This is a genomic window from Sphingobacteriales bacterium (assembly GCA_016700115.1).
In the GTDB taxonomy this organism is placed as follows: Bacteria; Bacteroidota; Bacteroidia; order Chitinophagales; family UBA2359; genus UBA2359.
Window position 1 is genome coordinate 1,733,816 of sequence record CP064999.1, and the last position, 18,929, is coordinate 1,752,744.

The window sequence follows — 18,929 nt, forward strand, 5'->3', positions numbered from 1 at the left end:
ATTTTTTTAGAAAATAGGACTATCCGGCAATGTTAAACTGCGTATCTTTGCCGCCCTAAGTCATATCTTTGTAACAAAACCGCCGGTTTTCAGTTTTGCTTGTTAACCGAATTATTGTCGGAAATTGCTTTTTTGCAATTTTTAGCTTCTTTGCGGCTTCTTTGTGTGCCTTATCATTTAATTTTAACTGACTACCTGATACAACCGGACAATATTCTACTCATGGGACTTTTCAGCTTTTTTGACCTTACTCACGATATCGCCATAGACTTAGGCACCGCCAATACACTAATCGCATATAAAGATAGGGTGGTGGTAGATGAACCCTCAATTGTTGCAAGAGATAAAACCAATTCGAAAGTTATTGCCGTTGGTAAACGGGCCATGCAGATGCATGAGAAAACGCACGACAATATCAAAACCATCCGTCCGCTGAAAGATGGAGTCATTGCCAATTTTGAAGCTGCCGAAGCTATGATTCGCGAAATGATTAAAATGTTATACCCCAACAAAAGATGGTTTACCCCTCAATACCGGATGGTAATTTGTATTCCTTCCGGCATTACGGAAGTAGAGAAAAAGGCGGTTTTTAATTCTGCCGAAGCGGCCGGTGCAAAAGAACGCTATCTGATTCACGAACCTATGGCCGCTGCATTGGGTATTGGTATTGATGTGAGTGAGCCGGTTGGGAATATGATTATAGACATTGGAGGGGGTACTACCGAAATTGCAGTTATTGCTTTGATGGGGATTGTTTGCGACCAGTCTATCCGGGTAGCAGGTGATGAATTTACCAATAATATAGTGGATTATTTGCGGCGCGAACACAATATGCTTATAGGGGAAAGAACCGCCGAAAACATCAAAATCAACGTTGGTGCGGCACTGACCGATATTGACAATCCACCTGAGGATTACCCCGTAAATGGGAGAGACCTGATTACTGGTATTCCGAAGCAAGTAACCGTAAATTATGCCGAAATTGCCGGATGTCTGGATAAATCTATAGCCAAAATTGAAGAGGCAGTGATGAAAACGCTTGAAATCACTCCTCCCGAATTGGCTGCCGATATATACAAAACCGGTATTTACCTGACCGGTGGGGGCGCTTTGCTGAGAGGGTTAGACAAACGAATTTCTAAAAAAACTAACCTCATAGTGCATGTTGCCGAAGACCCCCTTCGTGCAGTTGTGAGAGGTACTGCTCTTGCACTCAAAAATATCTCAAAATATCCGTTTTTGATGAGCAAATAATTACAACAAGGCAATTTAGGGTAAAACCATTTTTGTTTTGCTTCTATTCCGGTTGTAAAGCTATTTATCTCCTAATTCCGGCAATGCTGTATGCGAAATCTGCTTTATTTCCTGCTTCGATACAATGCCATCCTGACCTTTATCATTTTGCAGATTGCAAGTTGGGTATTGATTATCAGATATAACAATTACCAACGTGCAGCCATTGTCAACTCTGCCAACTATGTGTCTGGAACTTTACTCCTTAAAGCTACCGAAACACAAAACTACCTCCATCTTAAAGAAATCAATGACAGTTTAGTCAATATCAATGCCCGGTTGTTTGCAGAGGTTACCTCTATGCAGGAACAATTAGGACTTCAGTCCATTGGAAACAATTGCCTTCCCGATTCGGTCGTTATGCTTGCCAAAGATACCGTGTCTGGCAAATTGCTGTACAATTGCCGCCCCGCTATGGTCATCAACAGTTCGGTCAACAAAGCGACCAACCTGATTACCATTAACAAAGGAACAAACAACGATATCCGTCCTGAAATGGGTGTAGTTAGTGGTGCAGGAATTGTAGGTGTTGTTTCACAGGTTTCCCCCAATTTTTCCATAGTCGTTCCGGTCATTAACAAAAGCCTGAGAGTCAGTGCCAAAATAAAACGCAATAATTTTAAAGGCTCTCTTCAGTGGGCGGAATTAGACCCATTAAGAACAATCTTATATGAAGTGCCCAAACATGCAAGCGTGCATGTGGGGGATACCATTATAACTACCGGATATTCTGATTTTTTTCCGCCCGATATTTTAATCGGCATTGTTGAAAAATGGACTTTGTCGGAGGGAAGCAATTTTTACACCATACATGTCCGTCTTAGCACCGATTTTTACAACCTGAAGTATGTGTATGTTATTGATTATCTCAATAAATTTGAAAAAAACACACTTGAAACCAATTCTGCAAAATAAATGAAATAGAAGTGCCTGCCTTTACTATTCTTCCAGTTTTCTGTTTTCCCGAATGGTGGTTCCTTTTGGTTAAAAGCAGGTGAGAGGTAGTCTGATGGGGCATTTCACCAAAACAAGTAATGAGAGGTACTATTTACAACAGCATTTTCCGACTGATTGCATTCCTGCTTTTTCAGGTATTGTTGCTCAATCAGATTAAACTGCATGGGTTTGTTAACCCGTATATTTATCCGTTGGGAATCCTCATGTTTCCATTTGAAACAGCGAGGTGGTTGCTCTTGTTGATTGCCTTTTTTTCAGGTTTGTTTGTAGATATGTTTACCGATACTCCCGGCCTTCATGCTTCTGCATTGGTTCTGATGGCGTTTGTCAGAGAATATGTAGTCAATATCAATCGTCCGGTAGGAGATTATGAACCCGGACATCGCCCCACAATAAGCAGTCTTGGTTCTCAATGGTTTTTGGGATATGCCGGACTATTAGTGCTGATCCATCATACTGTTTTTTTCTTTATAGAAGCCTATACCTTTTCTATGTTGCTGACCACAATAGCTAAAATCGGAATCAGTGCATTGGTTTCTCTGATGTTAATGTTTTTATTTCAATACCTCTTTTATTCGAAACAAAACTCCTGATTGTCTTCTCTCAGTTCATTGTGCAATAGTGTAACCGCATATTTTAGCGTGAATAATCAGACATTTTGGGTCATTAAAATGGCAAAAGCGAGTTCAGCCTGTTTGTTGTCTATCAGCAACATGGCATACTCATGCAAGGCATCTAAAAGTCCGGCAGGATATTGAGCATGTCGGATGAGTAAATCCTGAACTTCGGGCAATGCTGCTGCTGCAACGATTTCTTCATTGGTTGGCAGTTGGGTTAAAGCAGCCAACTGTGCCAAGTGATTGCCGGTTAGTATCCTGCTATGACGGATTTGGGGCGGAAGACGGTCAAATCCAATGCCTATTTTGTCAAAAGGCTGATAAATTTGATGAATAGCATTGCCTGATGCGCGGCAGTAGAAGGCTCTTCCCATTCGCGCCATCAGGTCTATTTTGTTTGGGTCAATGCGTTGTTGGTCGTCTAATACGGCTTCATCTATATGCATCCGCAACACCTCACAGACAATCAAATTGCCGGCACCACCGCTCTCACCAAGCGAAATGATATCATTTACCTTACATTCCATTTGTACAGGAGATTCTTTGACCCGAAATGGCCGTATTAACTCTGAATCAAGCGGGGTAAACCCGGCTTTGTCGAACTCACTTACCTCGTGAGGATAGTCAATACTGCATAATGCCATCTGACGCACTATCGAATAAGTAACAACATTGATGACCACTTCACGCGTGGCTATAACATTGGACAAAGTGTCTTTGGTAGTATTGTTACCCACTCTCCTGTTGGATGAAAATACAGCAATTGGCGGATTAGAACTAAACACATTGAAAAAACTATATGGCGCAAGATTGGGGTTGCCTTCAAGGTCCATCGTGCTCGCAAAACATATAGGGCGGGGAGCTACTGCCCCTAATAAATATTGATGTAATTCTGAGGTCGGAATTGTTCCGGGTGTAATAGTAAGCATAATATGAAAAAATATGAATCCTAAAAAAAAGGAAATGATAGTCATTAAAACGCACCAAGATATAAATAGTTATTAGCGCATTAGCTTCAGATTATGTAATTCAGTGGTTAAAAGTCATATAAACCAAAGTTAAGAGGGTTTTTGGAATCTTAAAGAAGTCCCTTTCTGTCGTTGATTTTTACTCTGAGAGTTCTTAATAATGATTTTACGTTTGTTAAGATTATAGGGTAACGCTTCTTTTTGTTTAAATTTCATTTCTCGGAATTGGGGATACCGGTTTTATAAGAATTGAACTATTTATGAATGCACTTAACATTAGTCCTGCTACATACAATCAACCGGTTTAGTTAAAAAAGACTAAAATAGTCTGTTACTGACCTAAATATGGTGTATTTTATCTTCAAATATTTCTGCCAGTCTTTATTTTTGCGGTTTGGCTGCTAAATCATCATTTTTTTAGATGAGCGATTAAATTTATACCGTCCGGATTTTTTGAATTCCGGATGATAAAAGTTGTTTTAAACTTGACGCATCTTACACAAAATACTATATATGAAATCACTCTTTACATTTTTATTCATGTTTGCTTTGTTGCTTGCCAAGTTTATGATGGCTACAGCTCAGCCGACTTTTACTCAAAATTTCAATGGCGTTCGTGACGAGCGCGAAGGTTTGTATGCCATTACCGGCGCAACAGTGTTTACCCACTATAATCAGAAAATTGAAAATGCAACTCTGATTATCCGGAAAGGATTGGTGGAAGCAGTGGGGGCAAATCTGAACATACCCGAAGGGGCTGTGGTTGTTGATGCCAAGGGTAAATTTATATACCCGTCTTTTATTGACCCCTACACCAGCTACGGGATGCCCGAAGCTCCAAAACGCGAAGGTGGCGGTGGAAGAAGGGAGTTTGGCCCACAACCTGACAGCGAAACCAAAGGTGCTTTTAACTGGAATCAGTCCATCAAACCTGAATTTAACGCTTGCGACAATTTTAACCCTGATGCCAAACGGGCAAAAGAGTTGAGAGATGCCGGTTTTGGAGCCGTACTGACCCATCAAGCTGATGGTATCGCCAGAGGAAGCGGAGCAATGGTAATTTTGGGAGATGGAAAACCACAAGAACTGTTCATAAAAGATAAAACTTCGGCGCATTATTCGTTTTCAAAAGGAAGTTCCCGACAGGACTACCCAAGTTCGCAAATGGGAGTAATTGCCTTGCTTCGACAGACCTATTATGATGCGATATGGTATGCCAAGGCACAACCAGGACAAACAGAACTCAATCTGTCACTCGAAGCTTGGAACAAATTGCAATCTCTTCCTCAGATTTTTGATGTCGGTGATAAACTTGAAGCACTAAGAGCCGATAAAATCGGCGATGAATTTGGCAAACAATACTTGTTTGCAGGCTCCGGCAATGAATATCAGCGAATCGAAGAATTAAAAGCAACCGGTGCAGGGTTTATTCTTCCGTTAAATTTCCCGGATCCTTATGATGTGGAAAACCCTTTTGATGCCATGAATGTGGAACTTTCAAAAATGAAACATTGGGAACTCGCGCCTTCTAACCCTTTGATGTTGGTCAAGGCAGGAATTTCGATTTCATTTACCACGAATGGTCTTAAAGATTTAGGGCAATTTAGTAAAAACCTGCGAAAAGCCATCAAAAGAGGGTTGAGTGAAGAAGAAGCGCTTAAAGCGCTCACCTATAATCCTGCCAATATGTTGGGTGTTTACAATACTGTTGGAAGTCTTGAAAAAGGCAAGTTGGCAAATTTCATCATTTGTGGCAAGCCTGTTTTTGATGAAAAAACCATCCTTCACGAAAACTGGATTTACGGGAAAAGATATGTAGTGAAGTCTTCAGACTTGACCGATATAACCGGAACTTACCAGTTAAATATTGCAAATATAACATACAAGCTCTTAGTTAGCGGCACTCCCGAATCTCCAAAAATGAGTTTTGAACTGTCGGATACTACTAAAAAAATTGAACCTAAACATACGCTTCAGGATTTGGGCATTTCTTTCTATTTTAGTACAGACAACGACAGCATCAATCAAAGTAAACTCGGGAAAGGGGTAGTACGTCTTAGCGGCTGGGTCATTCCCGAAGACAAATCATGGAAAGGAAGTGGAACCGATGCCAACGGTAACTGGGTAGAATGGAAAGCTACCCGAACCGGGGATGCACCTAAAAAAGAAGAAGCAAACAAAGACAAAACACCTAATGATTCCACTGCTGTTCAAAAGGATAAAACAGCAGACGGAAAAGACCCCAAAAAACCTGAAAAGCCCGAAGAATTAGGACTTGTTACCTATCCTTTTACCGCTTATGGTTGGACCGAACGTCCGAAAGCCCAAACAGTATTATTTAAGAATGCTACGGTATGGACGAACGAAAACGAGGGTATTTTGCAAAATACAGACGTGTTGGTTCAAAATGGAAAAATCGCAGGAATTGGGAAAAATTTGTCTGTTCCTTCTGATGGGAATGTTGTGGATGCTACCGGTAAACACCTGACTTGTGGTATTATTGACGAACATTCGCATATTGCCATCAGCCGGGGAGTAAACGAGGGCACACAGGCAAGCAGCGCCGAGGTAAGCATTGCAACGGTTGTAAATTCAGAGGATATCAATATTTACCGACACCTCGCCGGAGGAGTTACGACAATTCAACAACTTCACGGCTCTGCCAATCCAATTGGTGGTCAATCTTCTTTAATCAAACTTCGTTGGGGGCTAAACCCCGAAAGTCTGAAGTTTGAAGGTAGCCCCGGGTTTATCAAGTTTGCATTGGGAGAAAATGTGAAGCAAAGCAACTGGGGCGATTTTAATACCACCCGCTTCCCTCAATCGCGCATGGGCGTTGAACAAGTCTATATGGATGCTTTTACCCGCGCCAAAGAATATGGCATTGCCCTTAAAGCTGCTTCAACTTCCAAAAAAGACCCGGGTGCGAAACCTATCAGACGTGATCTGGAACTGGAAACGCTGCTTGAAATCTTGGAAAGCAAAAGATTTATCACTTGTCATTCTTATGTGCAGTCTGAAATCACCATGCTTATGCGAGTAGCTGAACATTTCGGGTTTAAAATAAATACCTTCACCCATATTCTGGAAGGCTATAAAGTAGCTGATAAAATGAAGCAACATGGAGTTGCAGCCTCAAGTTTTTCCGATTGGTGGGCATATAAATTTGAAGTCAAAGATGCCATACCACACAATGGCGCTATCTTGAGCAGTATGGGCGTAGTTACAGGTTTTAATTCAGATGATGCAGAAATGGCGCGCCGCCTAAATCAGGAAGCAGCCAAGGCTGTAAAATACGGAGGAATCAGCGAAGAGGAGGCCTGGAAATTTGTTACCCTCAACCCTGCCAAAATGCTTCGTATTGACAACCGTGTGGGCAGCATTAAAAAAGGTAAAGATGCCGATGTGGTGTTGTGGAACGACCATCCGCTATCTATTTATGCCCAGCCTGTTCAGACCTATGTAGATGGAGTTAAGTATTTTGATCTTGAACAAGACAGCCAGCTCCGAACCAAAATTGGAGAAGAGCGAAACCGGCTTATACAGAAAATGTTGGCCGAAAAAGCCAAAGGTGGTGACACCCAAAAACCTATGCCTGCCAAAAAAAGACTTTACCACTGTGATGATCTGGACGACCACGAACATGTTGATTTTTATCATCAGGAAGTAAACACACATTAACATGCACTTAAAAAAAACAGACATGAATCATATTCAAAATTTCATTGCTTGCTTTTTCTTGTTTTTTATTTTTACAGGATATGCATTTGCACAAGCTCCTGCTGTTCCTGTTCCTGCACCTGCACAGGGGCAAAAAATAGTTCTGACCGGTGGGGTTGCACATGTTGGCAATGGACAGGTAATTGACAACAGTGTCATTGTGTTGGAAGGAGGTAAGATAACTGCTATCGGAGACGGACGAACAGTTAAGGCCGATGCAGCTAATGCCACCATTTTTGATATCAGCGGCAAACATGTTTATCCCGGTTTGATTGCAGCTTCAACTGCCCTGGGGTTGAGTGAAATCGCGGCTGTACGTGCTACACAAGACCGGAACGAAACCGGAGAATTTAACCCCAACATACGCTCCATCATCGCCTATAATACTGACTCGGAAATCATACCTACTTTGCGTACCAATGGTTTGTTAATGGCGCAAATTGCTCCACAAGGAGGCATCATCAGTGGGCAATCTTCTATTGTTCATCTCGATGCATGGAACTGGGAAGATGCAACTTTAAAGGCAGACGACGGCATTTGGCTGAACTGGTCTCAAATGTTTACCTTCGAAGGCTGGTGGGCAGAGCAGGGAGGAATCAAACCCAATGAAAAATACGGAGAACAGACTCAGCAAATCAAATCTTTTTTTGAAGAAGCTAAAGCCTATTGTCAAGCCAAAAAACATCAGGAAGCTAACCTGAAGATGGAAGCGATGTGCGGGTTGTTTTCCGGCGAAAAAAAACTGTATGTCAATGTGAACTATGTGAAGGAGATTGTGGATGTGGTTAATTTCGCAAAAAGTTTTGGCGTTCAGTTGGTGTTGTCAGGAGGTTCTGATGCGTGGAAAGTTGCCGACCTGCTTAAAGAAAATAAAGTAGCGGTTATCATTAACCAAACACATAACCTTCCTAATCGCGAAGACGAAGATTTTGATATGCCTTATAAACTTCCAAAACTGATGCACAATGCAGGCATACAATATTGCATTACCGTTGGAGCCGGATTCGATGGTTACTGGCAACAACGCAACCTGCCTTTTCAAGCAGGAACTGCAGCGACATTCGGACTTACCAAAGAACAGGCGCTGAGTGCGATTACTTTAAATGCTGCTAAAATTCTGGGAATAGATAAAACAACCGGCTCACTTGAAACCGGTAAAGATGCCACCCTTTTTGTTTCAAAAGGCGATATTTTAGATATGCGTACTAATTTGGTGGAGCTTGCTTTTGTACAGGGACGACAGATTGATTTGGACAACAAACAGAAAGCACTCTATCGAAAATATATGGGAAAATTCGGGCTTCGTCCTATTCAGGAATAGAGGTTCGACTTTATAGCAGTACGGCAGAATAATACTGATTAGATAACTTTTTAGGAGGCTGTCTAAAAAGTCGAGAATCTACTCACATATAGACCTTCAATATGTGTATGTGTCTAAATAAAGCTATTATACACTTGCTTCTGAATTATATGTGTGCAAAATAAAGACTTTTTAGACAGCCTCCTTGTTTTTCCGGAAATCCATTAACAAAACGCCTGATTTACCGGAAGGCTCAGGATATTTTAAACTTTGGATGATAGGTCTGCAAAAGGTTTTCCATAATGCCATACACTTTTTGTTGTAATGCCGGTACATCTGCTTCGGTCATGCCTTTCGTTTCGACCGGGTCGGCAAAATATGCGTGCATAGTACAGGGGTGCATGGGCAATTTTTCGTTGGGCAACAAATCATTTGCTCCGATTATGACAAAAGGGGCAACCGGTATCTGCATTTCAATAGCTATCCGGAAAGCTCCGGCATGAAAGGGCAACAGAGGTTTTTCCATTTTTTTGTTGCGGGTTCCCTCCGGAAAAATCATCACCGAAATCCCATGTTTGGCATGTTCCAACATTTGGTCCATGCTTTTACGCCGACTTTCGGGATTGTCCCGTTCCACAAAAACGGATACCTTGCTAAAAACATACCCCATCAAGGGCATCTTTTTTAACTCTGCTTTGGCTAAAGGGGTAAAGTTATTGTGTTTAATGGCTGCATTGACCAAAACCGCATCACCCATTGAGGTGTGATTGACAACAAACACATAGGGCTGCGTTTTCAAAACTTTGGGATTGTCGTGAATTACAAACTTAACGCCTGACAGAACAGCCCAGGTGTTTACCCACACTTTGTTATAGCCCAACATATATTTAAACCCCTTTCTGCCAAGCATAGAGGCGAATGTATAGACCACAACAGCAACTAACAGCAATATAAAAAAGATAAGTCCAGACCAAAAAGAATACAAATACCTTAGAACAATCATGAGCGTAGTTAATGGGGTAAAATGAATGATTTAGTGATAATGATAAAAGGCTATATCCGTTATTTATTGTTGTAATTTACGGGTGAATAAAGGTTCGGGTTGATTTAGCCCGGTAAGTTGTTCGCTGATTTCCCAAAAACGGGTTGCAATATGAGGTTCATAAGAAATGGCAGATGACCGTACAGCTTTACAGGTATCGAAATATTTACCACTAATGCCCTTGACCTCGGACGAAGAAGCAAGAAAAACACAAGTTTCGGCACCCTGTTCGGCTGTTCTGATAAAGGGTTTCAGAATTTTAAATCCCAGCTTTATCCATCCGGCGTTAAATTTCTTTTGACCGAAATTCGTACTGACTACTCCGGGGTGCATACAATTTACAGTAGCCCCATATTGGGGCTGCCTGCGCGACAATTCGTAGGTAAATAAGATATTGGCCAATTTAGAAAGTCCATAAGCTTGCCACTGATTGTAAGATTTTTCTCCCTGCAAATTGTCAAAATCCACCTGACGAATGATTTGATGTGCTCCGGATGCCATATTTATTATCCTTGAAAAGGGAGTGTTGTTTAGTGTTTTCAACAACAGTCTGGTCAACAGGAAATAAGCTAAATGGTTGGTGGCAAAAGTCAGTTCAATCACGTCTTCACTTAGTTGTCTGTCAGGCATCAGAATACCGGCATTATTGATTAAAACATCAATCCGGTCGAATTTTGTGGTCAATTCCACTGCAAGCCTTCGTATTTGCTGTTGTGAAGCCAGATCGCAGATAAACAAGTCTATTTGTTGGTTACTGCTACAGGCTATTATGTCCTTACGGGCAAGTTCTCCTTTTTCTTGATTTCGGCATACCATTACAATTTGTGCGCCTTGTTTTGCTAAAGCCATACAAGCAGCTTTTCCTATTCCGGAATTGGCACCTGTTATCACTACTGTTTTGCCCTGCATTGAGTTAGGTAGTTCGGCTTTCATCATATTGTTGACTCAAATTTAGACGAAGCAGAGGGTATAGATGTTTTAGTCATATTCAAAGGTAATGATTGTAGCTCCAAACTCGTATTTGTGGTGATAATCGTTGGTATAATTTACTGCCTGAGGGTAACTGCGCAAAAGATTAAACACTTCGGTTTTCAGTTTTCCTTTCCCTTTGCCGTGAATGACTACCATTGTTTTTTCTTTGTTTTTGATGGCATCCAACAGGCTTCTTTCAAATGCCCTTAACTGTATATTGATAATTTCGGAATTGGTTAGATGCTTATAAGAGGGTTGTAATTTTTCGATATGAAGGTCTATTACCCTTTCTTCTGCGTTAAGCGTTACCTGATTGTAGTTGGTGTTTGTACTTTCTTTGTTGGAAATCAGCATATTTATTTTTAACTCGGCAGGATCTACCACTACTGCTTCCTTTGGCGGGTTCACAGTTTCGGACTTTAGACTGATTTTATTCAAAACCACAAAATTATAGGCAACTGTATTGGGCGGCAACAACTGAACGGACTGAGGCGGATTGCGCAACATTTTGGCTTTTGGTGAGATTACTCTATCAAAAAGCTGTGGCGGACCTTCGTCTTCAGGATGTTTTTTGATTTCTCCCCAAATTTCGAGACAGAGGTTTTCATTGAGCCAGTCAAACTGCAAATCATTCAGAATAATGGGTTCCCGGCTTGGAAGGGTTTTGGAAATAGAAAATCGCTCTTCATCGTTCAAAAAGGTGGTATAGGAAAAAGAAATAGCACGAGGAGTATTGTTGATAAGATGCACCAGAAAGTAATCAATGATGCCCGAAGTCTGATAAAAGGGTTGTAAGGCAAGGTGAATTCCTAAGTCAGGGCCGGTGTCTTCATATAAATGTAAACCCATCTGCCGCATTTTTTTGGCAGCCTCTTCTTTTTGTTTATTCTGTTTTTCGGCAGAAAGTGGGAGTTGAAGTTTATCATGTCCAGATTGTTTGTTTTGAGGGTTACCGGATTTTAACTGAGATTCCATAGATTCCAACAACTCTAAATGTTCGTTAAAAACAGGGATTACATCTCCATCCATCAGTCGAACCATTACCGATTCTGAGTCAATGATTTTAGCAACCTTACCGGTCTCATCCGAAAAAATGAGCTTGACTTTATCGCCCAGATTGAAACGCATTGGCTTTTTTTTGGACATAGTTCGACTTTGTTGTTTTTTTATGCGTTATATGAAATAGCAATTCACGCTTTCGCTCAGTTACCGGATTAACCGGCGGAAACTTTTAAAAACGTTAAAAGTTGACAAATGTACTCAATAGTCTTTGTTTAATGAACAAATTCATAACTATTTAGATGGTAGCTGACTCAACTCTTTTTTGTATCGGTAAAAGGGTATATTTACCAAATCTGACCGATTGAATAATCACACTATCTAGTTTTAATCATGAAAAAGGGGTTGTTTTTTTATACTTTAAAAGGTAACTTTACCCTATTGTACTTTAATTTGAAAAAATGAACCTAAGACTATCAGCTTAACTTCAACCAATGCAAGACAAAAAACTAATCAATCAATTACAGCAGAACCTTCCCGTTTTTGAGATTTTACTTTCCGGTCTGCCCGAGGAAGTATATCGTTGGAAGCCTACTCCCAAAAAATGGTGCTTGCTGGAAATCGTTTGCCATTTGTATGACGAAGAAACCGAAGATTTCAGAGCTAGAACCAAGCACGTTTTGGAAACCCCGGACTTACCCCTTCCACCAATTGATCCGGAGGGTTGGGTCAAAAAAAGGGATTATTACAATCAGAATTATGGGGAAGTGTTACAAAACTTTTTAACAGAAAGGGAAAATTCGGTAAAGTGGCTCAATTCTTTACAAAACCCACTTTGGAACAATGCTTATTTGCATCTGCAGTTTGGCCCGCTTTCTGCCGGATTGTTTCTGACCAATTGGGTGGCACATGACTTTTTGCATATCCGGCAAATTACCAAGTTAAAATATGACTTGCTCGGACTTTGGTCTGACCGTCCTTTGATTTATGCCGGAGAATGGTAATGCCTTTGTATTTAAGTTTAGGTGTATCAGAGTTATTGCAACTACTTATCCGGCAAAACAGAATTGGCCGGCTTTATTTGCCTGATTAATTGTTTGAGGCAAATCTGTACTTTTTGTTCAATCAGTTTATAGGGCAGAATTTCTTTGCCGAGATAGACAAACATTAACGCAATAACAAAAGCAGGCTCATCCGGTTTTTCGGAGGTTTGGCAAAGAGGGTAGTACAGTATTGATTTTTGTAACCGGTAAGCTTCTTTTATTCGCCTTTTCACCAAATTGCGGTCGGTTGCTTTGGGGAAATTTCTTGAAGGAACACTTACGGACATTTGTGCCGGATAAACCGGAGGTTCATCCACCTGAACAGCCAACCATACCACTTTAAAAGGAAAACTGACAAAAGATTTCCCTTCATTGGCAAATAGCCGCGCGATAGTTTTCCGGCTTTTTAACCGCTCCTCTCTTTTTAATGTGTGCTGTTTCAATTAAAATAGGATCTGCAACAAGGGCAAAATTAGCTATAAACTCATACAGTTTTGAGGGGACTTAATGAAAATATGTTTTCAATGGTCAGAAAGAGCTGTTTAGAATGCCTTTGGTTTTATCCTGTTTGCTGCATAATAAAATTCTTATGGATTCTACATCTTCTGCAAATAATATAATCGAGCATATCCGGTTCCGTTAAACTTCCTGCAAATATTTTCGCACAAACCGGATTGCTAAAGCGCCTTCCCCCACAGCAGCAGAAATACCGGCAAGTGCTCCGGCTCTGACATCACCGGCAGCAAAAATTCCGGGAACACTGGTTTCGTTTAGAAAGGGTTCTCTATTCAGTTTCCAAAAAGTATGAAAGGATTTTTCTTTCATTAAATCACTTCCGGTAAGTATAAATCCTTTTTCGTTTTTAAGAATAATATCATTCAGCCAATCTGTTCCCGGTTTAGTTCCAATATAAATAAATAATGCTTTTGCGGGTACTGTTTTTTCTTCACCGGTCTTAGCGTTGCGAAGGGTAATATTTTCTAAAACATTGGTACCTGAACCGGAAACTACATCTGTGTTGGTCAGCACTTTGATGTTTGGAGTATTGCCGATGTTTTCCACCAGATAATTAGCGGCAGTTTGTGAAAGCTTATCGCGCCTTATGACGATGTTTACTTCCCTGGCGAACTTGCTTAAATACATGGCTGCCTGACAGGCGGAATTGCCACCGCCAATAATATAAACCGTTTCGTTACGGCAGGCATGTGCTTCAACAGAAGCAGAACCATAATAAACTCCGGCACCTGTAAAGTCTCCCAAGCCGGGTAGTTCAAGTTTTGCATAGTCGGCACCTGTTGCAATCACAATGGATTTGCTATGAACCTCTGTGCCGTCTGTCATTAATGTAATTTTGTAACCATCCTTAACGATAATGCTTTTTACTTGTTTTGGAGTGAGAATTTCTGTTCCAAAACGAAGCGTCTGGGAAAGTGCCCTTCGGGTTAATTCACCACCCGAAAGGCCGGTCGGGAAACCGAGATAATTTTCTATTCGCGAACTGTTTCCGGCTTGCCCACCGGGACTATTTTTTTCAATCATTACCGTTTTAAGCCCTTCACAGGAACCATAAACGGATGCTGCAAGTCCGGCAGGTCCGGCCCCTATAATGAGCACATCATACATTTCCATGGTTGCCGTTTGCTGAAGTCCTATTTTAGATGCTAAATCAGGCAGGGAGGGATCAATCATCAAAGTGCCATCTTTCAGTATCACCAACGGCAAAACAGCTTTGCTTACATTAGCACTCGTTAAAAATTTTTCTGCTTCCTCGTTGTCTTCACTATCCATCCAAATGTATGGAATAAGATTTCCGGATAGAAACTGTTTAAGAACATGTGATTTTGGCGACCATTGAAAACCAATAATTCGAATGGCTGAAGTCGGGTTTGAAAAAAGCATGCCAGTCGTCAAGCAAATCATCTACAATAGGAAATAATTTTTCTTCGGGCGGATGCCAGGGTTTCAGCAAATAGTAATCCAGTTTAACCTGATTGATTGCTTTTATCGCAGCATCAATATCAGAATATGCAGTGAGTAGAATTTTCTTTGTATCCGGGAAGATTTCGTTGGCTTTTTCCAAAAAAACAATGCCTTCCATTTCCGGCATTCGTTGGTCGGAAATAAACAAAGCCACGGCTTCATTTTTCAATTTCAACTCTTTAATCAAATCAATGGCTTCAATAGCCGATTCGGTAGCAGCAACTTTGTATTCGTCGCGATATTTACTGCGAATGTCGCGTTGGATGGCCCGCAACACTTGCGGGTCATCGTCAACAATAATGATGTAAGGCAGTTTCATTTGGAGGTGTATTTTTGGAGTTTATTAGCCGGGTTCCCGATTATGTGTTTTTGGAATGTAAACTGAAAATTGAGTTCTTCCGGGTACGGAGTTTACTTTTATTTCTCCATGATGATGTTTTACAATCCGGGTTACTAAATCCAACCCGATTCCTGTTCCTTCACCTACTTTTTTGGTGGTAAAGAACGGATCAAAAATACGGGATATTATTTCTTTAGGGATGCCCGGTCCATTATCTATTACACATACCTTTACATGTCTGACATCGCAGGAAGTTTCAATGATAAGTTCTCCGTTTTTTGGAAGTGCATAGATGGCATTGTCAATTAAATTGGTCCAAACCTGATTTAACTCACCAACATAAGCCGGAACAACAGACAAGTCACTACAATATTTTCTGGTAACGGTAATGCTTTTTTCGCGAAGTTTAAAACCTAACAGAGTTAGCGTGTTTTCAATGTCTTCATGAATATTGGTGTCGTGCAGGTCGTTGGTGCGATCCATCTGTACATGGCTTTTGATGGCCCCTACTAATTTGGAAATCCGGCTTGATGCCTCGGCCAGATCTTTTATTATTTTTTGTGAGCTGATTAAGTTTTCAAGCCAGGGGACTATTTCAATGAAAACTTCTTTTCCTAATTCATTCAAGATTTTTTCAAATCCGGCTGTTGAAAAACCGTACTCTGAAAATGTTTCTGCTGCTTGCCGGTCGAATATTCCAATGTTTTCCAGCCATTCTTCCAGGTCGTCCTGATTTTGCAGGCGTTGAAGGGTGGAAATTTTTGATTTCTGCTCTGTTTCAGTTTCCTTTTCTCTCACCATTGCTTTGATTTGCTCAATATGATGAGCACTGATTTTGCCGTGCAGCATTTTTTCGGTCAGTTCGTAATTCAGAGTTAGCCTTTTGTTCAATTCAGTAGAAATTCTGTTGATAGCGGCTGCCGGATTGTTGAGTTCATGGGCAATTCCTGCGGCAAGATTGCCTAAGGCATTTACCTTTTCGAGTTGTAATTGAGTGGTGGCAAAAGATCTTGCTCTTTCGGTCATATAACCGATGAGCTTTTGGATAAAATCGGGATTGAGCTGTTCGAGTTCAGTAAAATACTTTTTGTGTAACCGGAGATACTTTATAGTTCCTACCGCATAAGCATTACCGGGCATAAACTTCATCCTTGAGTAAGGCAACATGCCGCTTATTCCTCCATTCTGTTCATTATTTTCAAACGTATGATAGTAAACCTGTTTGCCGTTTACCACCATGTAAAAAGCATATTTGCCTTCTAAAGTAATCCACAAATAATCTGCAGGATCTCCGTGTTTTGATATTATCGTTCCATCTTCATTTTCGAAATATTCAGAGCGTTCCAATATCCATTGCAGATGTTCGTCCGGCAAATCTTTTAGCGCAATTACCTTTTTTAAGTCTTCAATTGTAAGTGCAGACATAGTAAAAGAGTGGAAAACTTATTTTTATAAACGGCTTATAGAATTGGTAAAATTACCCCTTTTTCTCATCAAAATTATTCTATTGGAATAAACTAAAAAAGATTGAGCCATTTTTTTAAAACTATGATCCGGGTAAGTGGCAAAACAAAAGCCGCTTTAAAAATGATACTCCATTTAGTGTTGAAGACTAATTTTGTGCAATGATATGCTTCGGTTTGATTTAGGTTAGAATGCAGTAAGTTTCAGGCAAACTCATTGCGAAAATGTATAACCCTTTCAATTTCAGTTGTTTTGCAGTTTAAAACAAGTCCGTTAACTCAACAATTTAAAAACCCTGATTGATATCCTCTTTTAATGAAAACAAACCATAGCGACCTGATTGTAATTGGCGGAGGAATTTTGGGCGTTTTTCATGCCTATCATGCTCTTCAAAAAGGGCTAAAAGTAACTTTGTTTGAAAGGCACAGGCAGCCGCAAGGGGCAACTGTGCGCAATTTCGGACAAATTGTGCCGTCAGGAATGAACCTGAAGTGGCAAGCCTTTGGACGTGAAAGTCTCAAAATTTACCAAACCATTCAGCAGCAGGTTGACCTTAAAATTTCGCAAAATGGCAGCATTTACCTCGCTTCAGACGAAGAAGAACTTCAACTGATTGAAGAGTTGCATCAAATTAATGTTGACAATAACTACCCTTCGCAGTTGTTGAGTGCTGCTGATTGTCGCAAAAAATACCCCAACCTGCGGAAAGATTACTGCAAAGCAGGATTGTTTTATCCGGACGAAATTTCGGCAGACCCCCGGTTTATCATTCATCGTTTGATTTCATTTTTACAACATCAACCCAATTTTAACTACCGGCCTCAAACGTTGATTAAAGAAATAGATTCTGAAGGAAGCCGGTGTAAGGTAACCGACCACAAAGACCTGGTTTATACTGCCGAAAAGGTTATTTTATGTTGTGGCAGTGAGTTTGAGATTTTGTATCCCGAGCTGTTTGATCAGAGTGAACTGGAAATCGTAAAACTCCAAATGTTGCGCCTTCAGCCTCAGACATCAATAAAAATGCCCGGTAATATTTTAACAGGCTTGTCCATCCGCCGGTACGAAAGTTTTCGCGAATGTCCTTCGTATGCAAGGATAAAAGCCCGGGAAGACCAAACGGCTTTTTGGAAAAAATGGGGGGTGCATATCTTGTTCAAACAGGAGGCGGACGGCAGCATTATTTTGGGAGACTCGCACGAATATGCCGATGCTTGCAACAAAGACCGAATTGATTTTTATATCCGTCAAGATATAAATGCGTATTTTATCAGCGAAGGAAGCAAGATATTTGATTTGGAACACTGGCATATAGATACTCAATGGGCCGGTTTTTACCCGCAATGCAAGCAGTCCGATGTTTTTGAAAAGACCATCAACAACAAAGTACATATCATAACGGGCATTGGTGGAAAAGGAATGACTGCTTCACCCGGTTATTCACAGTCAAATATCAATAGAATTTATGAATAACATAATTAAAATGGTCGTGTTTGACATGGCCGGAACTACGATTGACGAAGACAATGTAGTCTATAAAACCTTGCATCGTATTATTAACGAAGGAGGATATCCGTGTAGCTTAGAGCTGGTTTTGGAACAAGGTGCGGGCAAAGAAAAACGACAAGCTATTGTTGATGTGTTAAAACAAATGCAGACCGATTCAGATGAAACGGTAATTAACCGGCTGTTTCAAAACTTTTTGCATGGTTTAGAGGCAGCTTACCGCAATCTGGAAGTTCGTCCTCAACCGGGGGCTGAAGATATATTCAGGTATCTAAAAAGCAAAGGCATTCTGGTATTACTCAACACCGGCTATAATCAGGAAACCGCAGAGGGGTTAATTAACAAATTAGGTTGGAAGCCTGGAGAAGATTTTGACGATTTAATCACCGCAAGTCAGGTGAAGAACGGCCGACCGTATCCCGATATGATTTTGTTGGCTAAAAAAAGATTTCACCTTACAGATACGCGGCAGATTGCGAAAATTGGAGATTCGATTGTTGACATTGAAGAAGGGAAACAAGCAGGTTGCGGACTGACAATCGGCATTACCACAGGCGCTCATACCTACAAACAACTACTAAGTGCATCTCCCGATTTTGTTGTCAATAACTTGTCGGAATTACAATCTATTTTCTGAAATCCTCTTGTATAAATCATTCTCTCGAACGAAACAGCAGGTTCCAATTGTTTGCCGATGCCTTTTTTCTTATGTTTGTGGAATTATTGGT

General features: G+C 40.7%; 14 protein-coding genes and 1 pseudogene. 8 read left to right on the forward strand and 7 right to left on the reverse strand.

Annotated features, from left to right (window positions below; genetic code table 11):
- Positions 1–222: 222 nt before the first annotated feature.
- The 3 genes from IPM47_06175 to mreD all read left to right on the forward strand — a co-directional run bounded on the left by IPM47_06175 (position 223) and on the right by mreD (position 2,843).
- A complete protein-coding gene (locus IPM47_06175) occupies positions 223–1,254 on the forward strand; it encodes a rod shape-determining protein (protein QQS31404.1) in 1,032 nt (343 codons plus the stop codon).
- 90 nt (positions 1,255–1,344) lie between these two features.
- Entirely contained in the window at positions 1,345–2,208 is an 864-nt protein-coding gene (gene mreC / locus IPM47_06180) for a rod shape-determining protein MreC (protein QQS30519.1), read from the forward strand.
- A gap of 119 nt (positions 2,209–2,327) precedes the next feature.
- Positions 2,328–2,843, forward strand: coding sequence for a rod shape-determining protein MreD (mreD, locus tag IPM47_06185; GenBank protein ID QQS30520.1), 516 nt, complete (start codon positions 2,328–2,330; stop codon positions 2,841–2,843).
- Positions 2,844–2,899: 56 nt separating this feature from the next.
- Here mreD and IPM47_06190 read toward each other — a convergent pair whose 3' ends face one another.
- Positions 2,900–3,796 carry a flavin reductase gene (locus IPM47_06190; protein ID QQS30521.1) on the reverse strand — a complete coding sequence of 299 codons (897 nt, stop codon included), beginning with the start codon at positions 3,794–3,796 and terminating at the stop codon, positions 2,900–2,902.
- 552 nt (positions 3,797–4,348) lie between these two features.
- On the opposite strand from IPM47_06190, the gene IPM47_06195 reads away from it, so the two are divergent.
- Positions 4,349–7,516: an amidohydrolase family protein gene (locus IPM47_06195; protein QQS30522.1), complete on the forward strand. Its 3,168-nt coding sequence runs from the start codon at positions 4,349–4,351 to the stop codon at positions 7,514–7,516.
- Positions 7,517–7,538: 22 nt separating this feature from the next.
- Entirely contained in the window at positions 7,539–8,876 is a 1,338-nt protein-coding gene (locus IPM47_06200) for an amidohydrolase family protein (GenBank protein ID QQS30523.1), read from the forward strand.
- A 232-nt stretch (positions 8,877–9,108) separates the two neighbouring features.
- Here the strand turns inward: IPM47_06200 and IPM47_06205 are convergent, their stop codons facing one another.
- From IPM47_06205 to IPM47_06215, 3 genes are all read right to left on the reverse strand, one after another.
- Positions 9,109–9,858, reverse strand: a complete 750-nt coding sequence (locus IPM47_06205; protein QQS30524.1) for a 1-acyl-sn-glycerol-3-phosphate acyltransferase — start codon at positions 9,856–9,858, stop codon at positions 9,109–9,111.
- A 63-nt stretch (positions 9,859–9,921) separates the two neighbouring features.
- Positions 9,922–10,833, reverse strand: a complete 912-nt coding sequence (locus IPM47_06210; GenBank protein ID QQS30525.1) for an SDR family oxidoreductase — start codon at positions 10,831–10,833, stop codon at positions 9,922–9,924.
- A 42-nt stretch (positions 10,834–10,875) separates the two neighbouring features.
- On the reverse strand, positions 10,876–12,015 hold the full coding sequence (locus tag IPM47_06215; protein ID QQS30526.1) for a Smr/MutS family protein: 1,140 nt from the start codon (positions 12,013–12,015) through the stop codon (positions 10,876–10,878).
- A 347-nt stretch (positions 12,016–12,362) separates the two neighbouring features.
- Here IPM47_06215 and IPM47_06220 point away from each other — a divergent pair, with 347 nt between their 5' ends.
- The gene (locus IPM47_06220) at positions 12,363–12,872 is read left to right on the forward strand and encodes a DinB family protein (GenBank protein QQS30527.1); all 510 of its coding nucleotides are present in this window, start codon (positions 12,363–12,365) and stop codon (positions 12,870–12,872) included.
- 41 nt (positions 12,873–12,913) lie between these two features.
- On the opposite strand, the gene IPM47_06225 is transcribed toward IPM47_06220, so the two are convergent.
- From IPM47_06225 to IPM47_06235, 3 genes and pseudogenes are all read right to left on the reverse strand, one after another.
- On the reverse strand, positions 12,914–13,354 hold the full coding sequence (locus IPM47_06225; GenBank protein ID QQS30528.1) for a ribonuclease P protein component: 441 nt from the start codon (positions 13,352–13,354) through the stop codon (positions 12,914–12,916).
- 196 nt (positions 13,355–13,550) lie between these two features.
- A pseudogene (locus IPM47_06230) lies at positions 13,551–15,210 on the reverse strand (FAD-dependent oxidoreductase).
- A 24-nt stretch (positions 15,211–15,234) separates the two neighbouring features.
- Positions 15,235–16,656, reverse strand: coding sequence for a GHKL domain-containing protein (locus IPM47_06235; protein ID QQS30529.1), 1,422 nt, complete (start codon positions 16,654–16,656; stop codon positions 15,235–15,237).
- Positions 16,657–17,010: 354 nt separating this feature from the next.
- On the opposite strand from IPM47_06235, the gene IPM47_06240 reads away from it, so the two are divergent.
- Together IPM47_06240 and IPM47_06245 are read left to right on the forward strand one after the other, a co-directional pair.
- On the forward strand, positions 17,011–18,168 hold the full coding sequence (locus IPM47_06240) for a TIGR03364 family FAD-dependent oxidoreductase (protein ID QQS30530.1): 1,158 nt from the start codon (positions 17,011–17,013) through the stop codon (positions 18,166–18,168).
- Positions 18,161–18,838, forward strand: a complete 678-nt coding sequence (locus IPM47_06245) for an HAD-IA family hydrolase (protein QQS30531.1) — start codon at positions 18,161–18,163, stop codon at positions 18,836–18,838. The genes IPM47_06240 and IPM47_06245 overlap by 8 nt, the downstream gene beginning before the upstream one ends.
- The last annotated feature ends 91 nt before the right edge of the window (positions 18,839–18,929 follow it).

What these genes read in the sequence shown, in the direction of transcription:
- IPM47_06175 (QQS31404.1), top strand. Translation starts at nt 223, where the DNA reads ATGGGACTTTTCAGCTTTTTTGACCTTACTCACGATATCGCCATAGAC.
- mreC (QQS30519.1), top strand. Translation starts at nt 1,345, where the DNA reads ATGCGAAATCTGCTTTATTTCCTGCTTCGATACAATGCCATCCTGACC.
- mreD (QQS30520.1), top strand. Translation starts at nt 2,328, where the DNA reads ATGAGAGGTACTATTTACAACAGCATTTTCCGACTGATTGCATTCCTG.
- IPM47_06190 (QQS30521.1), bottom strand. Translation starts at nt 3,796, where the DNA reads ATGCTTACTATTACACCCGGAACAATTCCGACCTCAGAATTACATCAA.
- IPM47_06195 (QQS30522.1), top strand. Translation starts at nt 4,349, where the DNA reads ATGAAATCACTCTTTACATTTTTATTCATGTTTGCTTTGTTGCTTGCC.
- IPM47_06200 (QQS30523.1), top strand. Translation starts at nt 7,539, where the DNA reads ATGAATCATATTCAAAATTTCATTGCTTGCTTTTTCTTGTTTTTTATT.
- IPM47_06205 (QQS30524.1), bottom strand. Translation starts at nt 9,858, where the DNA reads ATGATTGTTCTAAGGTATTTGTATTCTTTTTGGTCTGGACTTATCTTT.
- IPM47_06210 (QQS30525.1), bottom strand. Translation starts at nt 10,833, where the DNA reads ATGATGAAAGCCGAACTACCTAACTCAATGCAGGGCAAAACAGTAGTG.
- IPM47_06215 (QQS30526.1), bottom strand. Translation starts at nt 12,015, where the DNA reads ATGTCCAAAAAAAAGCCAATGCGTTTCAATCTGGGCGATAAAGTCAAG.
- IPM47_06220 (QQS30527.1), top strand. Translation starts at nt 12,363, where the DNA reads ATGCAAGACAAAAAACTAATCAATCAATTACAGCAGAACCTTCCCGTT.
- IPM47_06235 (QQS30529.1), bottom strand. Translation starts at nt 16,656, where the DNA reads ATGTCTGCACTTACAATTGAAGACTTAAAAAAGGTAATTGCGCTAAAA.
- IPM47_06240 (QQS30530.1), top strand. Translation starts at nt 17,011, where the DNA reads ATGAAAACAAACCATAGCGACCTGATTGTAATTGGCGGAGGAATTTTG.
- IPM47_06245 (QQS30531.1), top strand. Translation starts at nt 18,161, where the DNA reads ATGAATAACATAATTAAAATGGTCGTGTTTGACATGGCCGGAACTACG.